General features: G+C 73.4%; 12 protein-coding genes and 1 riboswitch. Of the genes, 4 read left to right on the forward strand and 8 right to left on the reverse strand.

Annotated elements, in window-relative coordinates:
* Positions 1-11: 11 nt before the first annotated feature.
* Positions 12-2,036 (reverse strand): heavy metal translocating P-type ATPase, encoded by a 2,025-nt coding sequence (locus GA0070560_RS20420; protein ID WP_091300288.1) that lies wholly within the window; start codon positions 2,034-2,036, stop codon positions 12-14.
* 310 nt (positions 2,037-2,346) lie between these two features.
* Here GA0070560_RS20420 and GA0070560_RS20425 point away from each other — a divergent pair, with 310 nt between their 5' ends.
* Both GA0070560_RS20425 and GA0070560_RS20430 read left to right on the forward strand, forming a co-directional pair.
* Complete coding sequence (locus GA0070560_RS20425) at positions 2,347-3,696, forward strand: YibE/F family protein (RefSeq protein WP_091300292.1); 1,350 nt, start codon at positions 2,347-2,349, stop codon at positions 3,694-3,696.
* Between the two features lie 166 nt (positions 3,697-3,862).
* A riboswitch (cyclic di-AMP (ydaO/yuaA leader) is annotated at positions 3,863-3,993 on the forward strand.
* A 4-nt stretch (positions 3,994-3,997) separates the two neighbouring features.
* A complete protein-coding gene (locus GA0070560_RS20430; RefSeq protein ID WP_091300295.1) occupies positions 3,998-5,017 on the forward strand; it encodes a coiled-coil domain-containing protein in 1,020 nt (339 codons plus the stop codon).
* 62 nt (positions 5,018-5,079) lie between these two features.
* Here GA0070560_RS20430 and GA0070560_RS20435 read toward each other — a convergent pair whose 3' ends face one another.
* The gene (locus GA0070560_RS20435) at positions 5,080-5,736 is read right to left on the reverse strand and encodes a carbonic anhydrase (RefSeq protein WP_091300299.1); all 657 of its coding nucleotides are present in this window, start codon (positions 5,734-5,736) and stop codon (positions 5,080-5,082) included.
* A 207-nt stretch (positions 5,737-5,943) separates the two neighbouring features.
* Between GA0070560_RS20435 and GA0070560_RS20440 the strand changes: the two genes are divergently transcribed.
* Both GA0070560_RS20440 and mycP read left to right on the forward strand, forming a co-directional pair.
* Entirely contained in the window at positions 5,944-6,273 is a 330-nt protein-coding gene (locus GA0070560_RS20440; RefSeq protein WP_091300302.1) for a helix-turn-helix transcriptional regulator, read from the forward strand.
* Positions 6,274-6,337: 64 nt separating this feature from the next.
* Positions 6,338-7,576 (forward strand): type VII secretion-associated serine protease mycosin, encoded by a 1,239-nt coding sequence (gene mycP, locus GA0070560_RS20445; RefSeq protein ID WP_245675621.1) that lies wholly within the window; start codon positions 6,338-6,340, stop codon positions 7,574-7,576.
* Positions 7,577-7,679: 103 nt separating this feature from the next.
* On the opposite strand, the gene GA0070560_RS20450 is transcribed toward mycP, so the two are convergent.
* The 6 genes from GA0070560_RS20450 to eccCa form a co-directional block, all read right to left on the reverse strand.
* Positions 7,680-8,999, reverse strand: a complete 1,320-nt coding sequence (locus GA0070560_RS20450) for a WXG100 family type VII secretion target (RefSeq protein ID WP_139131552.1) — start codon at positions 8,997-8,999, stop codon at positions 7,680-7,682.
* Positions 9,000-9,015: 16 nt separating this feature from the next.
* Complete coding sequence (locus GA0070560_RS20455) at positions 9,016-9,570, reverse strand: hypothetical protein (RefSeq protein ID WP_091300315.1); 555 nt, start codon at positions 9,568-9,570, stop codon at positions 9,016-9,018.
* A 33-nt stretch (positions 9,571-9,603) separates the two neighbouring features.
* Positions 9,604-11,016: a S8 family serine peptidase gene (locus GA0070560_RS20460; RefSeq protein ID WP_091300318.1), complete on the reverse strand. Its 1,413-nt coding sequence runs from the start codon at positions 11,014-11,016 to the stop codon at positions 9,604-9,606.
* 84 nt (positions 11,017-11,100) lie between these two features.
* The gene (locus GA0070560_RS20465) at positions 11,101-11,379 is read right to left on the reverse strand and encodes a WXG100 family type VII secretion target (RefSeq protein ID WP_091300322.1); all 279 of its coding nucleotides are present in this window, start codon (positions 11,377-11,379) and stop codon (positions 11,101-11,103) included.
* A gap of 28 nt (positions 11,380-11,407) precedes the next feature.
* Positions 11,408-11,716, reverse strand: a complete 309-nt coding sequence (locus GA0070560_RS20470) for a WXG100 family type VII secretion target (RefSeq protein WP_088977186.1) — start codon at positions 11,714-11,716, stop codon at positions 11,408-11,410.
* A gap of 268 nt (positions 11,717-11,984) precedes the next feature.
* A complete protein-coding gene (gene eccCa / locus GA0070560_RS20475) occupies positions 11,985-15,947 on the reverse strand; it encodes a type VII secretion protein EccCa (RefSeq protein WP_091300326.1) in 3,963 nt (1,320 codons plus the stop codon).
* Positions 15,948-15,980 lie beyond the last annotated feature (33 nt).

Consider the following 15,980-nt stretch of genomic DNA (forward strand, 5'->3'; position numbering starts at 1 on the left):
CCCGGGCACGGTCAGAGACGCACCCGCCGCAGCAGTTGCGCGTTGAGCGCCACCACGATCGTCGAGCCGGACATCAGCACCGCGGCGAGCGCCGGGCCGAGCGTCAGCCCGACCCCGGCCAGCACCCCGGCCGCCAGCGGCAGCGCCACCACGTTGTAGCCGGCCGCCCAGGCCAGGTTCTGGAGCATCTTCCGGTAGGAGGCGCGGGAGAGCCGGACCACCCCACCGACGCCGCGCGGGTCGGAGGAGGCGAGCACCACACCCGCCGACTCGATCGCCACGTCGGTGCCGGCCCCGATCGCGATGCCCACGTCCGCCCGGGCCAGGGCCGGCGCGTCGTTGACCCCGTCGCCGACCATGGCCACCCGCAGCCCCCGGCGCTGGAGTTCGGTCACCTTCTCGTCCTTGTCGGCGGGGAGCACCTCGGCGAAGACCTCGTCACCCGGGCGGAACCCGAGGTCTGCGGCGACCGCGTCGGCGACCGGGCGGGCGTCGCCGGTGATCATCGCGATGGTCCGGATCCCCTCGGCACGCAGCGTGGCGACCGCCTCCCGCGCCTCGGGTCGCACCTCGTCGGCGAGGGCGAGCAGGCCGAGGACGGTGTCCGGCAGGCGGACCAGGTGCAGCACCGCCGCTCCACGTTCCGCCCAGCGCCGGGCCTCCGGGGCCAGCGTGTCGGGCAGCGTCAGCCCCTGCTCCCGCAGGTGGGCGGGCCCACCCACGGCGTACGCCGTACCGTCGATCTCGGCGCGGACGCCGCGGCCCGGCAGGGACCGGAATCCGGTGGCCGGGGCCGGGCCGCCACGGTCGGCGGCGGCCGCGACGATCGCCCGGGCCAGCGGGTGTTCGCTCTCGGCCTCCACCCCGGCGGCGAGCCGCAGCACCTCGTCCTCGCTCGTCCCCGGCACGGCGACGACCCCGGTGACCACGTGCTCGCCCTTCGTCAGCGTGCCGGTCTTGTCGAAGAGCACCGCGTCGACGGTACGCATCCGCTCCAGCGCGAGCTGATCGCGGACCAGCACCCCGGAGCGGGCGGCGATCCCGGTGGAAAGCGCGATCACCAGCGGGATCGCCAACCCCAGCGCGTGTGGGCAGGCGATCACCAGGACCGTGACGGTACGCACCACCGCCTGGTCCCGGTCGCCGAACACGGACCAGGCCACGGCGGTCAGCACGGCGATGGCGGTGGCGATGTAGAAGAGCAGCCCCGCGAACCGGTCGGCGAGCACCTGGGCCCGCCCCCCGGACTGCTGGGCCTGCGCCACCAGGCGCTGGATCCCGGCCAGCGTGGTCTGGTCGCCGACGGCCTCGACGCGGACCCGGACCGCCGAGTCGGTGGCGACGGTGCCGGCCACCACCCGGTCCCCGACCTCGCGGGCGACCGGCCGGGACTCCCCGGTGACCATCGACTCGTCCAGCTCGGCGGCGCCCTCGACGACCCGCCCGTCGGCCGGCACCCGGCCACCGGGACGGACCAGCACGACGTCCCCGACGCCCAGCTCCGAGACCGGCACCCGCTCGACGGAGCCGCCCGGGCCGACCCGCTCGGCGTCGTCGGGCAGCAGCGCGGCCAGCGCGGCGAGCGCGCCCCGGGCCTGGCCGATCGCCTTCATCTCCTGCCAGTGCCCGAGCAGCATGATGGTGACCAGGGCCGCCAGCTCCCACCAGAAGTCCAGGTCGAACGCGCCGAGGCTGGTCGCCAGCGAGGCCACGTACGCCACCGTGATCGCCATCGCGACCAACAGCATCATGCCCGGGGCCCGGTCGCGGACCTCGCGGACGGCCCCGGCCAGGAACGGCCAGCCACCCCACCAGAAGACCACCGAGCCGAGCACCGGCCCGACCAGCGGGCGTCCCGGGAACTGCAGGGAGTAACCGAACCAGTCCATCACCATGTGGCTGGTCGCCACGATCGGCAGGGTCAGCACCAGGCAGACCCAGAACCGGCGGCGGAACATCTCCGGATCGTGGCCGGCGTGCCGGTCGTGCCCACCGTGTCGCCCGTCCCGCTGGTCGTGCCCGGCATGCTGGTCCATGCCTCCAACATGCCGCTTCAACGCGCTCCGGACAGGCGAACCGGGCGGGCCGACGGGCACCCTGGCTACCATTCACCGACGATGACGCCTGCGCCCGCCGCCGCGACCACCCCGCGTACCGCGCCGGGGCCCGTCGTCGACGCCCGCACGGGCACGCCGTCACCCGGCGGACACGCCGCCCGCTCGCGGTACGTGACGACGTCGGCACCCCTGGCTGATCCGGGGGCGCCGGCGACGACAACCGGCACCATCCGGTGAACCGACCAGCCGGCTGACACGTACCTCGCCCTGAATCGTTGGGAGACTCGCAATGGGCGCCGACCACACCCGTCCCGCTCCGTCCACCCCACCAGGGGTGCGACGGATCCTCGTCGCGACGGTGGTCCCGCTGTTCGTCGTCACGGTGATCGCCGCGCTGGTGCTCTGGCCGCGGGACACGCCGGAGAGGGACACGGGCGGTGACGTGCCGCGCTACCACGGCACGGTGACCCGGGTGGTGACCGAGCCCTGCCCGCCGACGCCGGAGAGCCCCGAGGGGTCGCCCGGCGCGGCGGAGGGTCCGTGCGGGACGGTGACCGTCAAGGTCGAGCAGGGCCCGGACGCCGGGCAGCAGGTCCAGACGCCGGTGCCGACCGGCCCGGGCGCGCCGACGGTCGCCGTGGGCGACGAGGTCGTGCTGGTGGAACTCACCGACCCGTCCGACCCGACGGTCAGCAGCTACAACATCGCCGAACACCAGCGGGGCGAACCGCTGGTCTGGCTGGTGGCGCTCTTCGCGGCCGCGATCGTGGCGTTCGGGCGGCTGCGCGGCCTCGCGGCGCTCGCCGGGCTGGCCGCGAGCTTCGCCATCCTGCTCACCTTCGTGGTGCCGGGCATCTCCGCGGGCGGCTCACCGCTGCTGATCGCGATCACCGGCTCCGCCCTGATCATGTTCGTGGTGCTGTACCTGACCCACGGGATCACCGCGCAGACGTCCGTGGCCGTCCTCGGCACCCTCGGCAGCCTGGTGCTGACCGGCGTCCTCGGCAGCCTGGCCACCGCCGCCGCCCACCTGACCGGGTTCGGCAGCGAGGAGGCCACCACGCTGTCGATGTACCAGCGCGACGTGGACCTGCACGGGCTCCTGCTGGCCGGCATCATCATCGGCTCGCTCGGCGTGCTCGACGACGTCACGGTCACCCAGGCGGCCACCGTCACCGAACTGGCGCACGCCAACCCCGGGCTGTCCCGGTTGCAGCTCTACCGGGCCGCCACCCGGGTCGGCCGGGCGCACATCGCCTCCACGGTGAACACCATCGTGCTCGCCTACGCCGGCGCCTCACTGCCGCTGCTGCTCCTGCTGACCGCCGACAGCCGGCCGGTGGGCCAGATCCTCACCAGCGAGTTCCTGGCCCAGGAGATCGTCCGCAGCGCGGTGGCGACGCTGGGTCTGATCGCCGCCGTACCGCTGACCACCGGCCTGGCCGCGCTGGTCACCACCGCCGGCCGCGCTCCGGACGCCGACCCGGCGCACGGTGCGGACCCCACGCCGAAGCCTCGCCCCGCCGTCGACCGGGACGCCGCGCTGGAGGCGCTGAGCGCTCCGCGTCACGGCGACCCGTCCACCCCGGCCCCCGCACGGTGGCCCAACCCCGAAAGGAGCACGGACACCGCATGGTGAAACTCCGCAGCGTGACCGCCGACGACGCGGAACCTGACGAACGCGTCGCCCGTCACGCACCGCCACGACGAAATAACGCTTTTAGTCGGGTTCAGGACGTAGCTCACCGGCACGACTCTCAGGTAACCTCGCTGCCGGTCACCGCCGAAGGCGCGCAGCGGCGCCTGCGGTGCCGCCGCCCAATCGCCGCGAGGCGAACCGGGGAACCAGGTACCTGGGGTGAATCCGCGACAGCGGTAGGGGCCACTTCCGTCCCGAACCCGTCAGCTAACCCGGTCGGCGGTCGACGGAAGGGAACACTGTGACGGCACCCCTGCGCCGCTGGATGACTCCGGTGGTGTCCGTGCTCGCCGCCCTGGCCATCCTCGCCGGCGCGGCCCCCGCCATTGCCGCCCCCTCGACCCCCACCCCCTCCGGGCACGAGGAGGACGACGAGCCCAAGCTGCTCACCGACGTCATCGAACTGCGCAACCGCGAGTACAGCAAGGCGAAGTCGAAGCTGGAGAAGTCGAAGAAGCGCCAGCTCGAACTCGCCATGGAGGTACGGCGGGCGCAGGACGAGCTGGAATCGCTCAAGCCGCACGTCACCCAGATCGCCGCCCAGTCGTACCGGACCGGTCGGATCGGCGCGGTGTCGATGCTGCTGGAGAGCGACGCGCCCGACTCGTTCGTCCGGCGCGCGGCCGCCCTGGACGAGCTGAACATGGTCAACGGGCAGAAGCTGGCCGAGGTGACCGCCGCCAAGAACCGCGCGGAGCAGGCCAAGCTGGCGCTCGACGCCGAGGTCCGCGAGCAGCAGAAGCTCACCAATGACATGGCCCGGGAGAGCCGGGAGGCGGAGAAGGCCCTCGCGCTCGTCGGTGGCAAGGGCTTCACCGGCGGCCTGGTGGACGCGACGTCCCCGGTCGCCCGGATCGCCCCCGGCCGGACGGCGGACGGCGGCTGGCGCTCCGAGACGTGCAGCGCGGACGACCCGACCACCTCGGGCTGCATCACGCCGCGCACCCTGCACGCCTACAAGGAGGTACGCCGGGCCGGCTTCAAGCGGTTCGTCGGCTGCTACCGCCCGGGTGGGCCGTGGGAGCACCCGAAGGGCAGGGCCTGCGACTGGTCGCTGCAGAACAGCGGCTTCGCCCCCTGGTACAACAACGACACCCGGATGTACGGCAACAACCTCACCGCCTTCCTCATCCGCAACGCGGACCGGCTGGGCATCTACTACGTCATCTGGAACCGGCAGATCTGGTTCCCGGCGACGGGTTGGAAGTCGTACAGCGGACCGTCGAACCACACCGACCACGTGCACATGTCGCTGCTCTAGGGCATGCCCGTACGGAACGAGGGCCGTCCCCACCGGGGGCGGCCCTCGTCGCGTGTCGGGGATCAGCCGGCGACCGCGGCCACCTGGTCGTGCCCGGCCCGGCCGGGTGCGCCGGCGGGCACCGCGGCCACCGTCCGGGCCTCGCCCGCGGCGAGCCGGTACGACAGGCCGACCACCGCGCACCGCCCGGCGGCCACCTCGGCGGCCAGGACGGCCGAGTTGTCGAGCAGCGCCTCGACGGTGCGCGCGATGTGGATGTCCACGATGCCGTCGACGTCGTCGACGCCCTGCGCGGCGGCCCGCCGCACACTGGGTGTCACCGCGTCGACCACGGCGCCCAGGTGACCCGGGGGCGTGGTGCCGGTGCGCGCCGCCTGCCGGGCCGCCTGCACGGCCCCGCAGGAGTCGTGGCCGAGCACCACCACCAGGGGGGTGCCGAGGACGCTGACCGCGTACTCGACGCTGCCCAGCACCTCTGGGCCGACGGTGTGCCCGGCCGTGCGGACGACGAAGAGGTCACCCAGGCCGCGGTCGAAGATGATCTCGGCGGCGAGGCGGGAGTCCGAGCAGCCGACGATCACCGCGAAGGGATGCTGGCCGTCGGCGACGGCGGCCCGGTGGACGGCGTCCTGGTTGGGGTGGCGCGGGGCGCCGGTGACGAAACGCCGGTTGCCGGCGTGCAGTTCGGCGAGCGCCTGGGTCGGATCGGTCAGGGTCATTGCCTCACCTCGGTCCTGCGCGTGATCAGCCTGGTCACACCGGCCGGCGACGGAGGCGGCCGCGCCCCCCACGGTCACACGCAGCCGAAGGTACGTCAAGGTTTACGTGATACGCATTTCATGCTTTGGTCCCCTTCCCACCGAGGGGACCGGAAAGGTTGCGGCCCGGGGAGGCCAGGGCCGAAAAGCCGAAGGAGGGGCCATACGATGGCGGGCATGGCGACGACAGCGGAGAACGGGAGCACCCGGAACTGGACGTTCCTCACCAACCACGCGCACGTCCTGCTCGCCATCGCCCGTAACCCCACCGCACGGCTGCGGGACGTGGCCGACGAGGTGGGCGTCACCGAACGGGCCGCCCAGGCGATCGTCGCCGACCTGGAGGCCGGCGGCTACCTGCGGCGGACCCGGGTCGGGCGACGCAACGAGTACACGGTCAACCCGAGCGGCCACTTCCGGCACCCGGCCGAGTCGGACCGCCAGGTCGGGGACCTGCTCGCCCTCTTCACCGGCGACTCGGCCGACTCCACCCCCTGACCGCCCTCGCCCGCCCGGGTCGCCCGTCACCGCACCACGGACACGACGGCGGTAGTCTCACCGCGTGCGCGAGAGCTTCCGGCCGGGCGGGACGGCGGTGACTGGGCCCGCCCGGCACCCGTCCCGGACGGTCCTCAGTGGAGTCGTGGCGGCCCTGCTCGCCACGCTCGTCGTACCGCCCGCCCCGGCCCGGGCCGAGCCGAAGTGCCCCGCCCCGGCCGGCGGCGCGGCCCCCACCGAGACGCCGTGGGCGCTGCGCCGGCTCGACCCGGCGTCCGCCTGGCGGATCACCCGGGGTGAACGGGTCACCGTGGCGGTGGTCGACTCCGGCGTGTCCCCGACCCACCCGCTGCTCAAGGGGCAGGTGGGCGAAGGCCGGGACTTCAACGGCCTGGCGCAGATGCAGGGCCGGTGCGACCACGCCGGGCACGGCACGATCGTCGCCGGCATCATCGCCGGCCGCGACGACACCGGCGCCCCGTACAGCGGCGTCGCGCCCGGCGCACGCATCCTGCCGGTACGCGTGCTGCCCGACACACAGCGGACCAACGATCCCGGGCTGCCCGTGCAGATCGCGGCGGCGATCAGGTGGGCGGCCGACCGGGACGTCGAGGTGATCAACCTGTCCCTCGTCACCATCGACCACCCGCAGTTGAAGGACGCCGTCCAGTACGCGCTGGACAAGGGTGTCGTGGTGGTCGCCGCCGCCGGCAACCGGGCACAGGACCAGCGGGACCTGCCGGCGTACCCGGCCGCGTACCCCGGCGTGATCGCCGTGGCGGGCGTGGACCGGGAGGGCGGCCACGTGGGCAGCTCGGTCAGCGGCAACTACGTCGACATCGCCGCCCCCGGTCTGGACATCGTCGGCCCCGCCCCCGGCGGGCAGGGGTACCTCGCCGAGCCGGAGGGCGGGACGAGCTTCGCCGCCGCCTACGTCTCCGGGGCCGCCGCGCTGCTCCGCTCCGCCCGCCCCGACCTCACCCCGCAGCAGGTGGCCTACCGGCTGACCCGGACGGCGGACAACCCGCCCGACGGCCACAACCCCCAGCTGGGGTACGGCGTGGTCAACCCGTACCGGGCGCTGACCAGCCTGCTCGGCACCCGGACCGACCCGCCGGCCGGCGCGATGCCACCCCCCGCCTCGAACGAGGACCCGCTGGGCCGGCAGTGGACCGTTGCCCTCTGGGCGGCCGGGGTGGCGACGGTGCTCGCGGCCGGGCTGCTGATCGCCCGGCCGGTCGTGGCGCTGGGCCGGCGGCGCGGTTGGCGACCCGGACGCCGCACCGAGCCCGCCGACGCCTGACCGTCCCCGGCCGCCCTCGAACAGGTCACAGCGCTCGGCGGCGACATCGTCGGACACGAGAAAGCGCCGCCCACCGACGTGGTGGGCGGCGCTTCGTCGTCCGTCAGCGCAGGATGCCGGGCGTGGCGTCGCCGTCCGCGCCCCAGACGTCCTCGTCCTCCTCCAGCCAGCTGTTGCGGGGAGCCTCCTCCTCGCCGTAGCCGGCCCCGTGGCCGCCCATGCCGGCCACACCGCCACGGCCGGCGCCCGCGGTGGCGCCCCGGACGCCCCCTGCGCCCTTGCCGGCACCGCCACGACCGGCAGCGCCACCCATGCCGGGGGCCATCGCGGCGCCCATGCCACCGAGCCGGCCGGCCCCCCGACCGCCACCGCCCCGGCCCGCGCCACCGGCACCGGCCGCGCCGCCCATCATCGGGGGCATGCCGGCGGTGACCGGCTTGCCGAGCGCGCCGCCGCCGGGGACCATGCCGCTGCCACCACCCAGGCCACCACCGCCACCGCCACCGAGGCCGGTGGTGCTGGGCAGGCCGCCACCGCCGGTGCCGGGCAGGGTGCCGAGCCCGCCGCCCGCGCCGGCCAGACCGCTGCCGTACTCCTCACCGAGGCTGCCGGTGCCCGGGAGACCTCCCACGCCACCCGGGGTGGTGGAGCCGCCGCCGTAACCGCCGGTGCCCGGGTTCAGGCCGGGGTGGGTGCCGGAACCGATGCCCGGCCCGCCCGAACCGGTGCCGGGGGGCGACCCGATGCCGCCCAGCGACGGGCTACCGCCGCCCACGCCGCCGGTCGAGGGCGACCCGCCGAGGCTCGGCACACTGCCGGCGCCACCGCCGCCACCGCCGGTGCTCAGGTCCGGCCGGCCGAGGTCCGGGTTCCGGGCGCCCTGGTCGGTCACCGTGCCGGGCGCGCGTTCCTCGATCGCGAGGTAGTTCCCGCTGACCTGTTCGTAGACCTTCGCCGCGTCCTCGGTCTTGTCGTTGACCCAGTCCATCAGCGAGCTGACCGGGTCGAGCCAGCCGAGGAAGTCGGGCTTGACCTTCATCTCGAAGAAGCCGGCGCTGATCGTCAGCTTGGCGTTGCGCGCCTCCAGCACGTCGTTCACGCAGCTCGCCGGGATGGGGAAGTTCTGCTGGGCCGCGGTGAGGTCGTTGGCGGCCTGCTTCAGCGACTGGACGATGCCGTCGTGCTTCTCGGCGTCCTCGACCACCCCACCGGTCCGCTTGGCGAGCCCCTCGACGTGCGTCTTGAACGACTCGTACGCGGGGCCCTTCCAGGTCTCGCCGAGGTCCTTGACGTTCTTCTCCAGGTTCTCCTTGACCGTGCGCAGGTTCTTCAGCAACTGCTCCCAGCCGAGAGCGGCGCTGGTGACGTCGCCGGGCCTGCCGTCGACGACGATCTGCTGGCACATCTCTTCCCAGCTCGGCATCTGTCATCCCCCCCGATCAGCTTGCCGCGCCGTTGCCCAGGGCCTGCGCCATCTGGTCGGCGGTCATCTTGTTGGCCCCTTCCGCGGTCTCGTAGTCCTCCTTGACCTTCTCGAGCGCCTTGGCGGCGTTCCAGAGGTCCTCGGCGAGGGTGCGGAGCGCGGTCTGGGTGCCGTCGTAGAGACCGGCGTGCCGCTGCGCGAGCGCGTTCGCCCGCTCGAACGACCCGAGCGGGCTCTTCCCGTCGCCGCCGCCACCGACCCCGGCCGCGCCGCCCGCCGGGTTGCGCATCCACTTCCGGATGTCCTCCTCCATCCGGTACGACTGGCTGTTGAGGAAGTCGGCGTGGTCGTTGAGCCACTTGATGGCGCCGTCGAGGCTGCTCGCGTCCCACTCGGTGGTGGCGCCGGCGCCGCCCGGGGCAGGGGTGAGGTGCGTCGGCTTGTGCGCCTTGTTGACGTTGTCGGCCGTGTAGCCGTCGAAATAGACGAACGGCGTGATGGTCGGCGCGACCGGCACGTTGACCGTGTCGACCTCGATCTGGTCCGGCTGCTTGGTCCTGTCGTCCGTCATCGGATCCTCCCCGTCGCCGACAGACTCTCTCGCTTACTGGTGGTGCCCGCCCTGGCCGGGCGGGGCCGGCGGAGGCGTCGCCCCCGGCGCCGGCCAGCCGGCGCCGGGCGGCGGCGCGGCGGGGGGCGCGTAGGGGCCGGCCGCCTGCGGCGGCACCCCGGGCGGCGTCCCGTACGGCGCCGGGGCGGGCGGGTACGGGCCGGGCGCAACGGGAGCGCCCGGGGGCGGGAAGCCGGGCCCACCGGTCGGCGGGCCCACCGGGGCGCTCGGCCGACGCCGGGAGCGGCGGACGAGCACGAAGACCAGGATCGCCACCGCCAGGGGCACGAGCAGGCACAGCGCGCCCTGGACCAGGGCGCCGGCCCGGTTGGTCACGCCGAACGAGACGGCCGGCCCGTCGTCGGACTCGGACTGCTCGGGCAGTGGCGCGGCGCTCCCGCCGGCCGGCGCCCCGGTGAGCAGCGGGTGCGCGTCGACGGCCGGCACCTGGCGGGTCAGCGCCGCGACCGGGTCGACCGCGCCGAACCCGAAGTTGTCGTCGCGGCCCGCCGGGCCACGGTCCTGGGCGGTACGGATCAGCCGGTTGACCACGTTGGCGGCGTCCAGGTCGGGATACTTGGCCCGCACCAGCGCCACCACGCCGGACATGATGGCCGCCGCCTCGCTGGTGCCGCTGCCGATGCTGTAGCCGTTGTCCATCACGGAGGTGGGGCGTGGCGAGATGATGTCCTGCATCGGCGCGGCCAGCACCGCCTCCCGCCCGCTGGCGCTGCCGGAGAACCTGGCTCCGTCTCTGCCGAGACCGGTCACCGCGATGACGCCGGGAATGTTCGCCGGCACGATGACGTCGTAGTCGCCCTGCTTGGTGTTGCCGGCGGAGGCGACCAGGACGACGTTCTTGTCCAGGGCGTAGCGGACGGCGGCGATCTCCTCGGCGGTCGCCCGCCCACGACCGCCGATCGACATGTTGATGACGTCCGCGCCGTGGTCGGCGGCCCAGCGGATGCCCGCCGCGATCTCGCCCTCGTCGACTCGGGAGCCCGTCGAGACCGGCAGGATCTTCGCCTCCGGGGCGATGCCGAGCTGGCGCATCGCGCCCCCGCCCTGCCCCGCGATGATCCCGGCCATGCCGGTGCCGTGGGCGATCTCGTCGTCGGTGCCCCGACCGTCGGCGGTGGCGGTCGAATCCAGCCCGTGGCCCGGCAGGACCCGCCCGCGCAGGTCGGGCACCGCGGGATCGACGCCGCCGTCGAGCACGGCGACGGTGACCCCGCGCCCCTTGGTGATCTTGTGGGCCTGGGGGATCTTGAGCGTGTCGAGGTACCACTGCAGGCCACGCACCGTGTCGGCGCGGGCCGGGGCCGGCGCCACCAGCGGCGCCGTGCCGGTCGCGGCCACCAGGGCCAGCACGGCCACGGTGGACCTCAGAGACTTCCCCGTACGCATGACACTCCCAGGACCTCGAGCGGCGGCAACGCAGTGCGGCTCCGGTCCGGTCTTACCGGACCGGAGCCGCGACGGCTGATTATCTCAGCCCCACACCTTGGCGTTGCTCATCTCGGTGGAGACGTAGTTCTCGCGCGCCACGCCGACCGCGCCACCGATCTCGTTGAGGATGCGGTTGATGTCGCGGACCGCGGAGTCCCACTGCGCCTGGTGCTGCTCGTAGGCGGCCCGGTCCTGACCGTCCCACTGGAGCTTCGACAGCATCGAACGCAGCGTGTCCAGCTTCTCGTCGATGGTCTTCGAGATGGACTGCATCTGCTGGTTCGCGCTCTCGAGGACCGCGTAATCGACCTTGATGCTCATTGATTCCTCCCCTGCTCGTCTCGGCGGATCACGGGTTGAGAGCAGAGTGGAACTTGTCCAGCATCTGCTGCTGCTCTTCGTCGTTGACCTGGTGCGTCGTACCCGACTTGTCGAGCAGGTCGGCGATGTTGTCCATCGCCGTCAGCAGCTTGACCGTGTCCTCGTTCCAGCGCGTCATCAGCGACTGGAAGCCGGTGGACGCCTGCCCCTTCCAGGCGATGGCCAGGTCGTCCACGACGTTCCACAGCTTCTTCAGCTCGCCGTCGACCTCGCTGCGCGTGGACCGCACGTCACTCGCGGCGGTATGCAGAGTCGCTGCTTCGACCTCGAACGCCATGCTTCACACCCTTCCGTCTTCTTGTGGCGGCGGAAACTGCCGCGCCCTCCCCCGCGGCAAGGCCGAACCCCACCGACGGACACTCATGGGAGACGGTAGCTCACCGTGTCCAAAGCTCGCAGCCCTGCCCGGGCCGGACGTGCCGCGTTCAATATCATTGTGGACAGACCTCGCGGTCCCGTCGACAGCGATCCCGCCAATCGACAAACTTCACCAATCTGCCGGCGTCCCGGCGGGTGGCCCGGGGAACCGACCCGGCCACCCGCCGTCACACCGGCTCGACCCAGGCGGTCTGGATGAGCTGTTGACCGTCCCGGCGACGCACCAGCGTGCCCCGTCCCGGCGGCTGCGGGCTGGGCCGGAGCGTGCCGAAGACGGCGCCCTCCTCCCGGTTGCCGGACATCAGCAGACCCGGCGAGTCGAGCTCGCGCAGGCGTTGCAGCACCGGCTCGTAGAGGGCCCGGGCGACGCCACCGACCCGACGGGTAACGATCAGGTGAAGCCCGATGTCGCGCGCCTGCGGCAGCAGCTCGTGCAGGGCGCTGAGCGGGTTGCTGCCACCGGAGGCGACCAGGTCGTAGTCGTCGACCAGGATGTACAGGTCCGGCCCCTTCCACCAGCTCCGGTCCCGCAGCTGCGCGGTGGTGACGTCCGGCCCCGGCAGCCGGTTCTGCAGCGCGGAGCGGATCGAGCCGAGCCCCTGGCTGAAGACCTGGTTCGACGGGGCGTAGTCGAGCAGGTGGTCCCCCTCGACCGCACCGAGCAGGCCGCGCCGGTAGTCGGCGATGACGATCCGGGCCTCGGCCGGGGTGTACCGCTCGACGATGCCCCGGGCGATCAGCCGGAGCACGTTGGTCTTGCCGCACTCGGCGTCACCGAAGACCGTGAGGTGCGGCTCGTTCGCCAGATCGAGGTGGACCGGGGCGAGCGCGGACTCGTTGACACCGATCGGCAGGCCCGGCGCGGACCGGTCGGAGATCCGCAGCAGCTCGGCGAAGGGCAGCTTGCGCGGCAGCAGCCGGACCTTCGGCGCCGGCTGGCCCGGCCACGCGTCCGCGACGTGCCGCGCCAGCTTGACCGACGCCTCGGTCAGGTCGTCGATGTCCCGGCGGTTGTCGATCCGGGAGACCGCGGCCAGGAAGTGCAGCTTGTCCCGGGTCAGGCCGCGCCCGGGCGCGCCGGTCGGCACGTTCGCCGCGGCCCGCCGGTCGATCTCCGACTCGTTCGGATCGCCGAGCCGCAGCTCCAGCTTGGTGCCGAGCAGGTCCCGCATGTTGATCCGGATCTCCGCCCAACGCACCGCGGTCAGCACCACGTGGACACCGAAACCGAGGCCACGGTTGGCCAGGTTGGTGATGGTCTGTTCCAGCTCCTCGTACTCCTGGCGCAGCGTGTTCCAGCCGTCCACCACGAGGAACACGTCGCCGAACGCGTCGTCGGCGAACTCTCCGGCCGCCCGCCGGCGCCGGTAGCTGGCCACCGAGTCGATGCCGTGCTGGGCGAAGCGGACCTCCCGGTCGTCCAGGATCGCCACCACCTCGGCCACCGTACGGCGGACCGCCTCGGTGTCCCGCCGACCGGCCACGCCGGCGACGTGCGGCAGCCCGTCCAGGCTGCGCAGCGCGCCACCGCCGAAGTCGAGGCAGAAGAACTGCGCCTCGCGCGGGGTGTGGGTGAGCGCGAGCGAGGCGATCATCGAGCGGAGCAGGGTGCTCTTGCCGCTCAGCGAGGCGCCGACGATGACCACGTTGCCGCCCGCGCCGGCCAGCTCCACCATCATCGGGTCGCGCCGCTGCTCGTACGGCCGGTCGACGACACCGACCGGGACGGTGAGCTGCCCGCGTCCCGGCCAGGTCGCGGTGCACAGGCCGAAGGTCGAGTGGACGGCCAGCGGCGGCAGCAGCTCGACGAGGCTCGGCGGCTCCGCCAGCGGCGGCAGCCACACCTGGTGGGCCGGCGCACCCCGACCCTTGATCCGGTCGATCAGCACGTCCAGCATCGCCACGGCCTTGCCGTCGGCCGGCTTCTCCTCCGCCGGCGTCGCCTCGACCGGGGTCTGCGGCACCTGCACCGGCACGAAGTTCACCCCGTACGGGACGATCCGGCGCTGCACCATCGCCCGGGACGACTGCGGGCTCTGCCCGGGCGCCCGGTACGGCCCGGAGACGTACGCGGCCCGGAACCGCAGCATGGTGCTGGTGTCGGTCTTCAGGTAGCCGTGCCCGGGCGCGTTCGGCAGTTCGTACGCGTCGGGCACGCCGAGCACGATGCGGCTCTCCACCGCCGAGAAGGTCCGCAGGCCGATCCGGTACGACAGGTGGGTGTCCAGGCCGCGCAGCTTCCCCTCCTCCAGTCGCTGCGAGGCGAGCAGCAGGTGCACGCCGAGCGACCGGCCGAGCCGGCCGATCATCACGAAGAGGTCGATGAAGTCCGGCTTGGCGGCCAGCAGCTCGCTGAACTCGTCACAGATGATCAGCAGGCTGGGCATCGGGTCGAGCGGCTCACCGGCCGCCCGGGCCTTCTCGTAGTCGAACCGGGAGACGTAGTTGCCGGCCGCCCGCAGCACCTCCTGCCGGCGGGTCATCTCACCGGCGAGCGCGTCGCGCATCCGGTCGACCAGCGGCAGCTCGTCGGCCAGGTTGGTGATCACCGCGCTGGTGTGCGGCAACGCCTCCAGCGAAGCGAAGGTGGCGCCGCCCTTGAAGTCGACCAGGACGAAGTTGAGCTCCTCCGAGGAGTGCGTCACGGCGAGCGCGCCGACGATGGTGCGCAGCAGTTCGCTCTTGCCCGACCCGGTCGCGCCGATCACCAGGCCGTGCGGGCCCATGCCCTCGTGCGCGGACTCCTTGAAGTCCAGCTCCACGACGTTGCCGTCCGGACCCACGCCGAGCGGGATGCGCAGCCGGTCCCGGTGGCTGCGCGGACGCCAGGTCTGCTGCACGTCCACCGCCGCGGCGTCGCCGACGCCGAGCAGGTCCGGCAGCTCCATGCTGCGGGCCAGCGGCTCGTCGGAGGTGGTCTGCTGCTGGGAGAGCCGGTACGGGGCGATCTGCCGGGCCAACCCCTCGGCGGCCTCGGCACTGAGCCGGTCCGGCGTGCCGAGCCGGGAGTTCGCGCTGCCCCGGACCAGCTCCAGCGAACTGCCGTCCCCGGCGTCCAGGCAGAGCAGCCAACGGCCGGCGTCGCGCGGGACGGCGCCGGAGAGGTCGATGGTGGTGACGCCGAGCAGCCCCGCCCCCATCAGCTGGCAGGTCGCCGAGACCTCCCCGCCGTCGATCACCACCACCACGTGCGGCGCGGTGGTCAGCGGCTTGGCCTCCGGGGTGAAGCGGGGCCGGCCGGCCAGCTCGGCGGAGAGCGACTCCTCGGCCTCGGCCAGGCTGGCGAAGACGAGCCGGCGGGCGCCCGCCGCGTCCGTGCGCGCGTTGTGGTGGGCGTGCGGCAGCCACTTCACCCAGTCCCACGCCGGCTGCCGGTCTCCGGCGGCGACCACCGCGAGGATCAGGTCGTCCGGGGCGTGGAAGGTGACCAGCTGGGCCAGGGCGGCCCGGGTCAGGTCGAGCACCGGGTCCCGGTCGCCGCGCAGCACGATCCGGCTGAACGCCCGCAGGGAGAGCGCGGTGGGCAGGTCGGGCACGCTGGAGTGGGCCCGGACGAACCGGCGCAGCGCGATCGCGCTCATCGGCTCCAGGTCCTCCACCGGCTTGGTCTCCGGAGGGACGATCTCCACGGCGAGACGCTGCGGGCCGGTGGCGATCCGCGCCTCGCCGAAGTCGTCCTCGGTGATCCGCCGCTCCCACATCCGCCGGGAGGCGGCGATCGACCAGAGCGCGTCCGGCTCGGGGTGCCGCCAGGCCATCGCGGCCCGCTGCTGCTCGGCGGCGCGGCGGGTGCGCTTGCGCATCTGGGCCAGGTAGCGCATGTAGTCACGCCGCTCGGCGTTCAGCTCCGCCTTGTCGTTGTTGCCGTGGCTCATGGTGCCGAGCGCCATGCCCAGCATGGAGACACCGAACAGACCACCGGCGACGTACGTCATGGTGCTGCCGCCCCGGCCGGCGTAGAGGAAGGCCATCGCGCCGACGCCGCAGAGCATCGGCAGGATCATCAGCATCTGACCGAGGCTGCGGGGTGTCTGTTCGGGCAGTTCCGGAGGAGACTCCAGCAGGACCTCGCCCCGGGGCAACGGTGGCCCCGCCTTACGTGGAAGCCGACGGAACACGACCGTGCTCACGGCTGTCTCCTCCCCAAGAGCGGCCCTGACGCG

The organism is Micromonospora halophytica, from assembly GCF_900090245.1.
Classification (GTDB): Bacteria; Actinomycetota; Actinomycetes; order Mycobacteriales; family Micromonosporaceae; genus Micromonospora; species Micromonospora halophytica.

Coding starts and splice junctions, on each gene's coding strand:
- GA0070560_RS20420 (WP_091300288.1), bottom strand. CDS start 2,036: ATGGACCAGCATGCCGGGCACGACCAGCGGGACGGGCGACACGGTGGG.
- GA0070560_RS20425 (WP_091300292.1), top strand. CDS start 2,347: ATGGGCGCCGACCACACCCGTCCCGCTCCGTCCACCCCACCAGGGGTG.
- GA0070560_RS20435 (WP_091300299.1), bottom strand. CDS start 5,736: ATGACCCTGACCGATCCGACCCAGGCGCTCGCCGAACTGCACGCCGGC.
- GA0070560_RS20440 (WP_091300302.1), top strand. CDS start 5,944: ATGGCGGGCATGGCGACGACAGCGGAGAACGGGAGCACCCGGAACTGG.
- GA0070560_RS20450 (WP_139131552.1), bottom strand. CDS start 8,999: ATGCCGAGCTGGGAAGAGATGTGCCAGCAGATCGTCGTCGACGGCAGG.
- GA0070560_RS20455 (WP_091300315.1), bottom strand. CDS start 9,570: ATGACGGACGACAGGACCAAGCAGCCGGACCAGATCGAGGTCGACACG.
- GA0070560_RS20460 (WP_091300318.1), bottom strand. CDS start 11,016: ATGCGTACGGGGAAGTCTCTGAGGTCCACCGTGGCCGTGCTGGCCCTG.
- GA0070560_RS20465 (WP_091300322.1), bottom strand. CDS start 11,379: ATGAGCATCAAGGTCGATTACGCGGTCCTCGAGAGCGCGAACCAGCAG.
- GA0070560_RS20470 (WP_088977186.1), bottom strand. CDS start 11,716: ATGGCGTTCGAGGTCGAAGCAGCGACTCTGCATACCGCCGCGAGTGAC.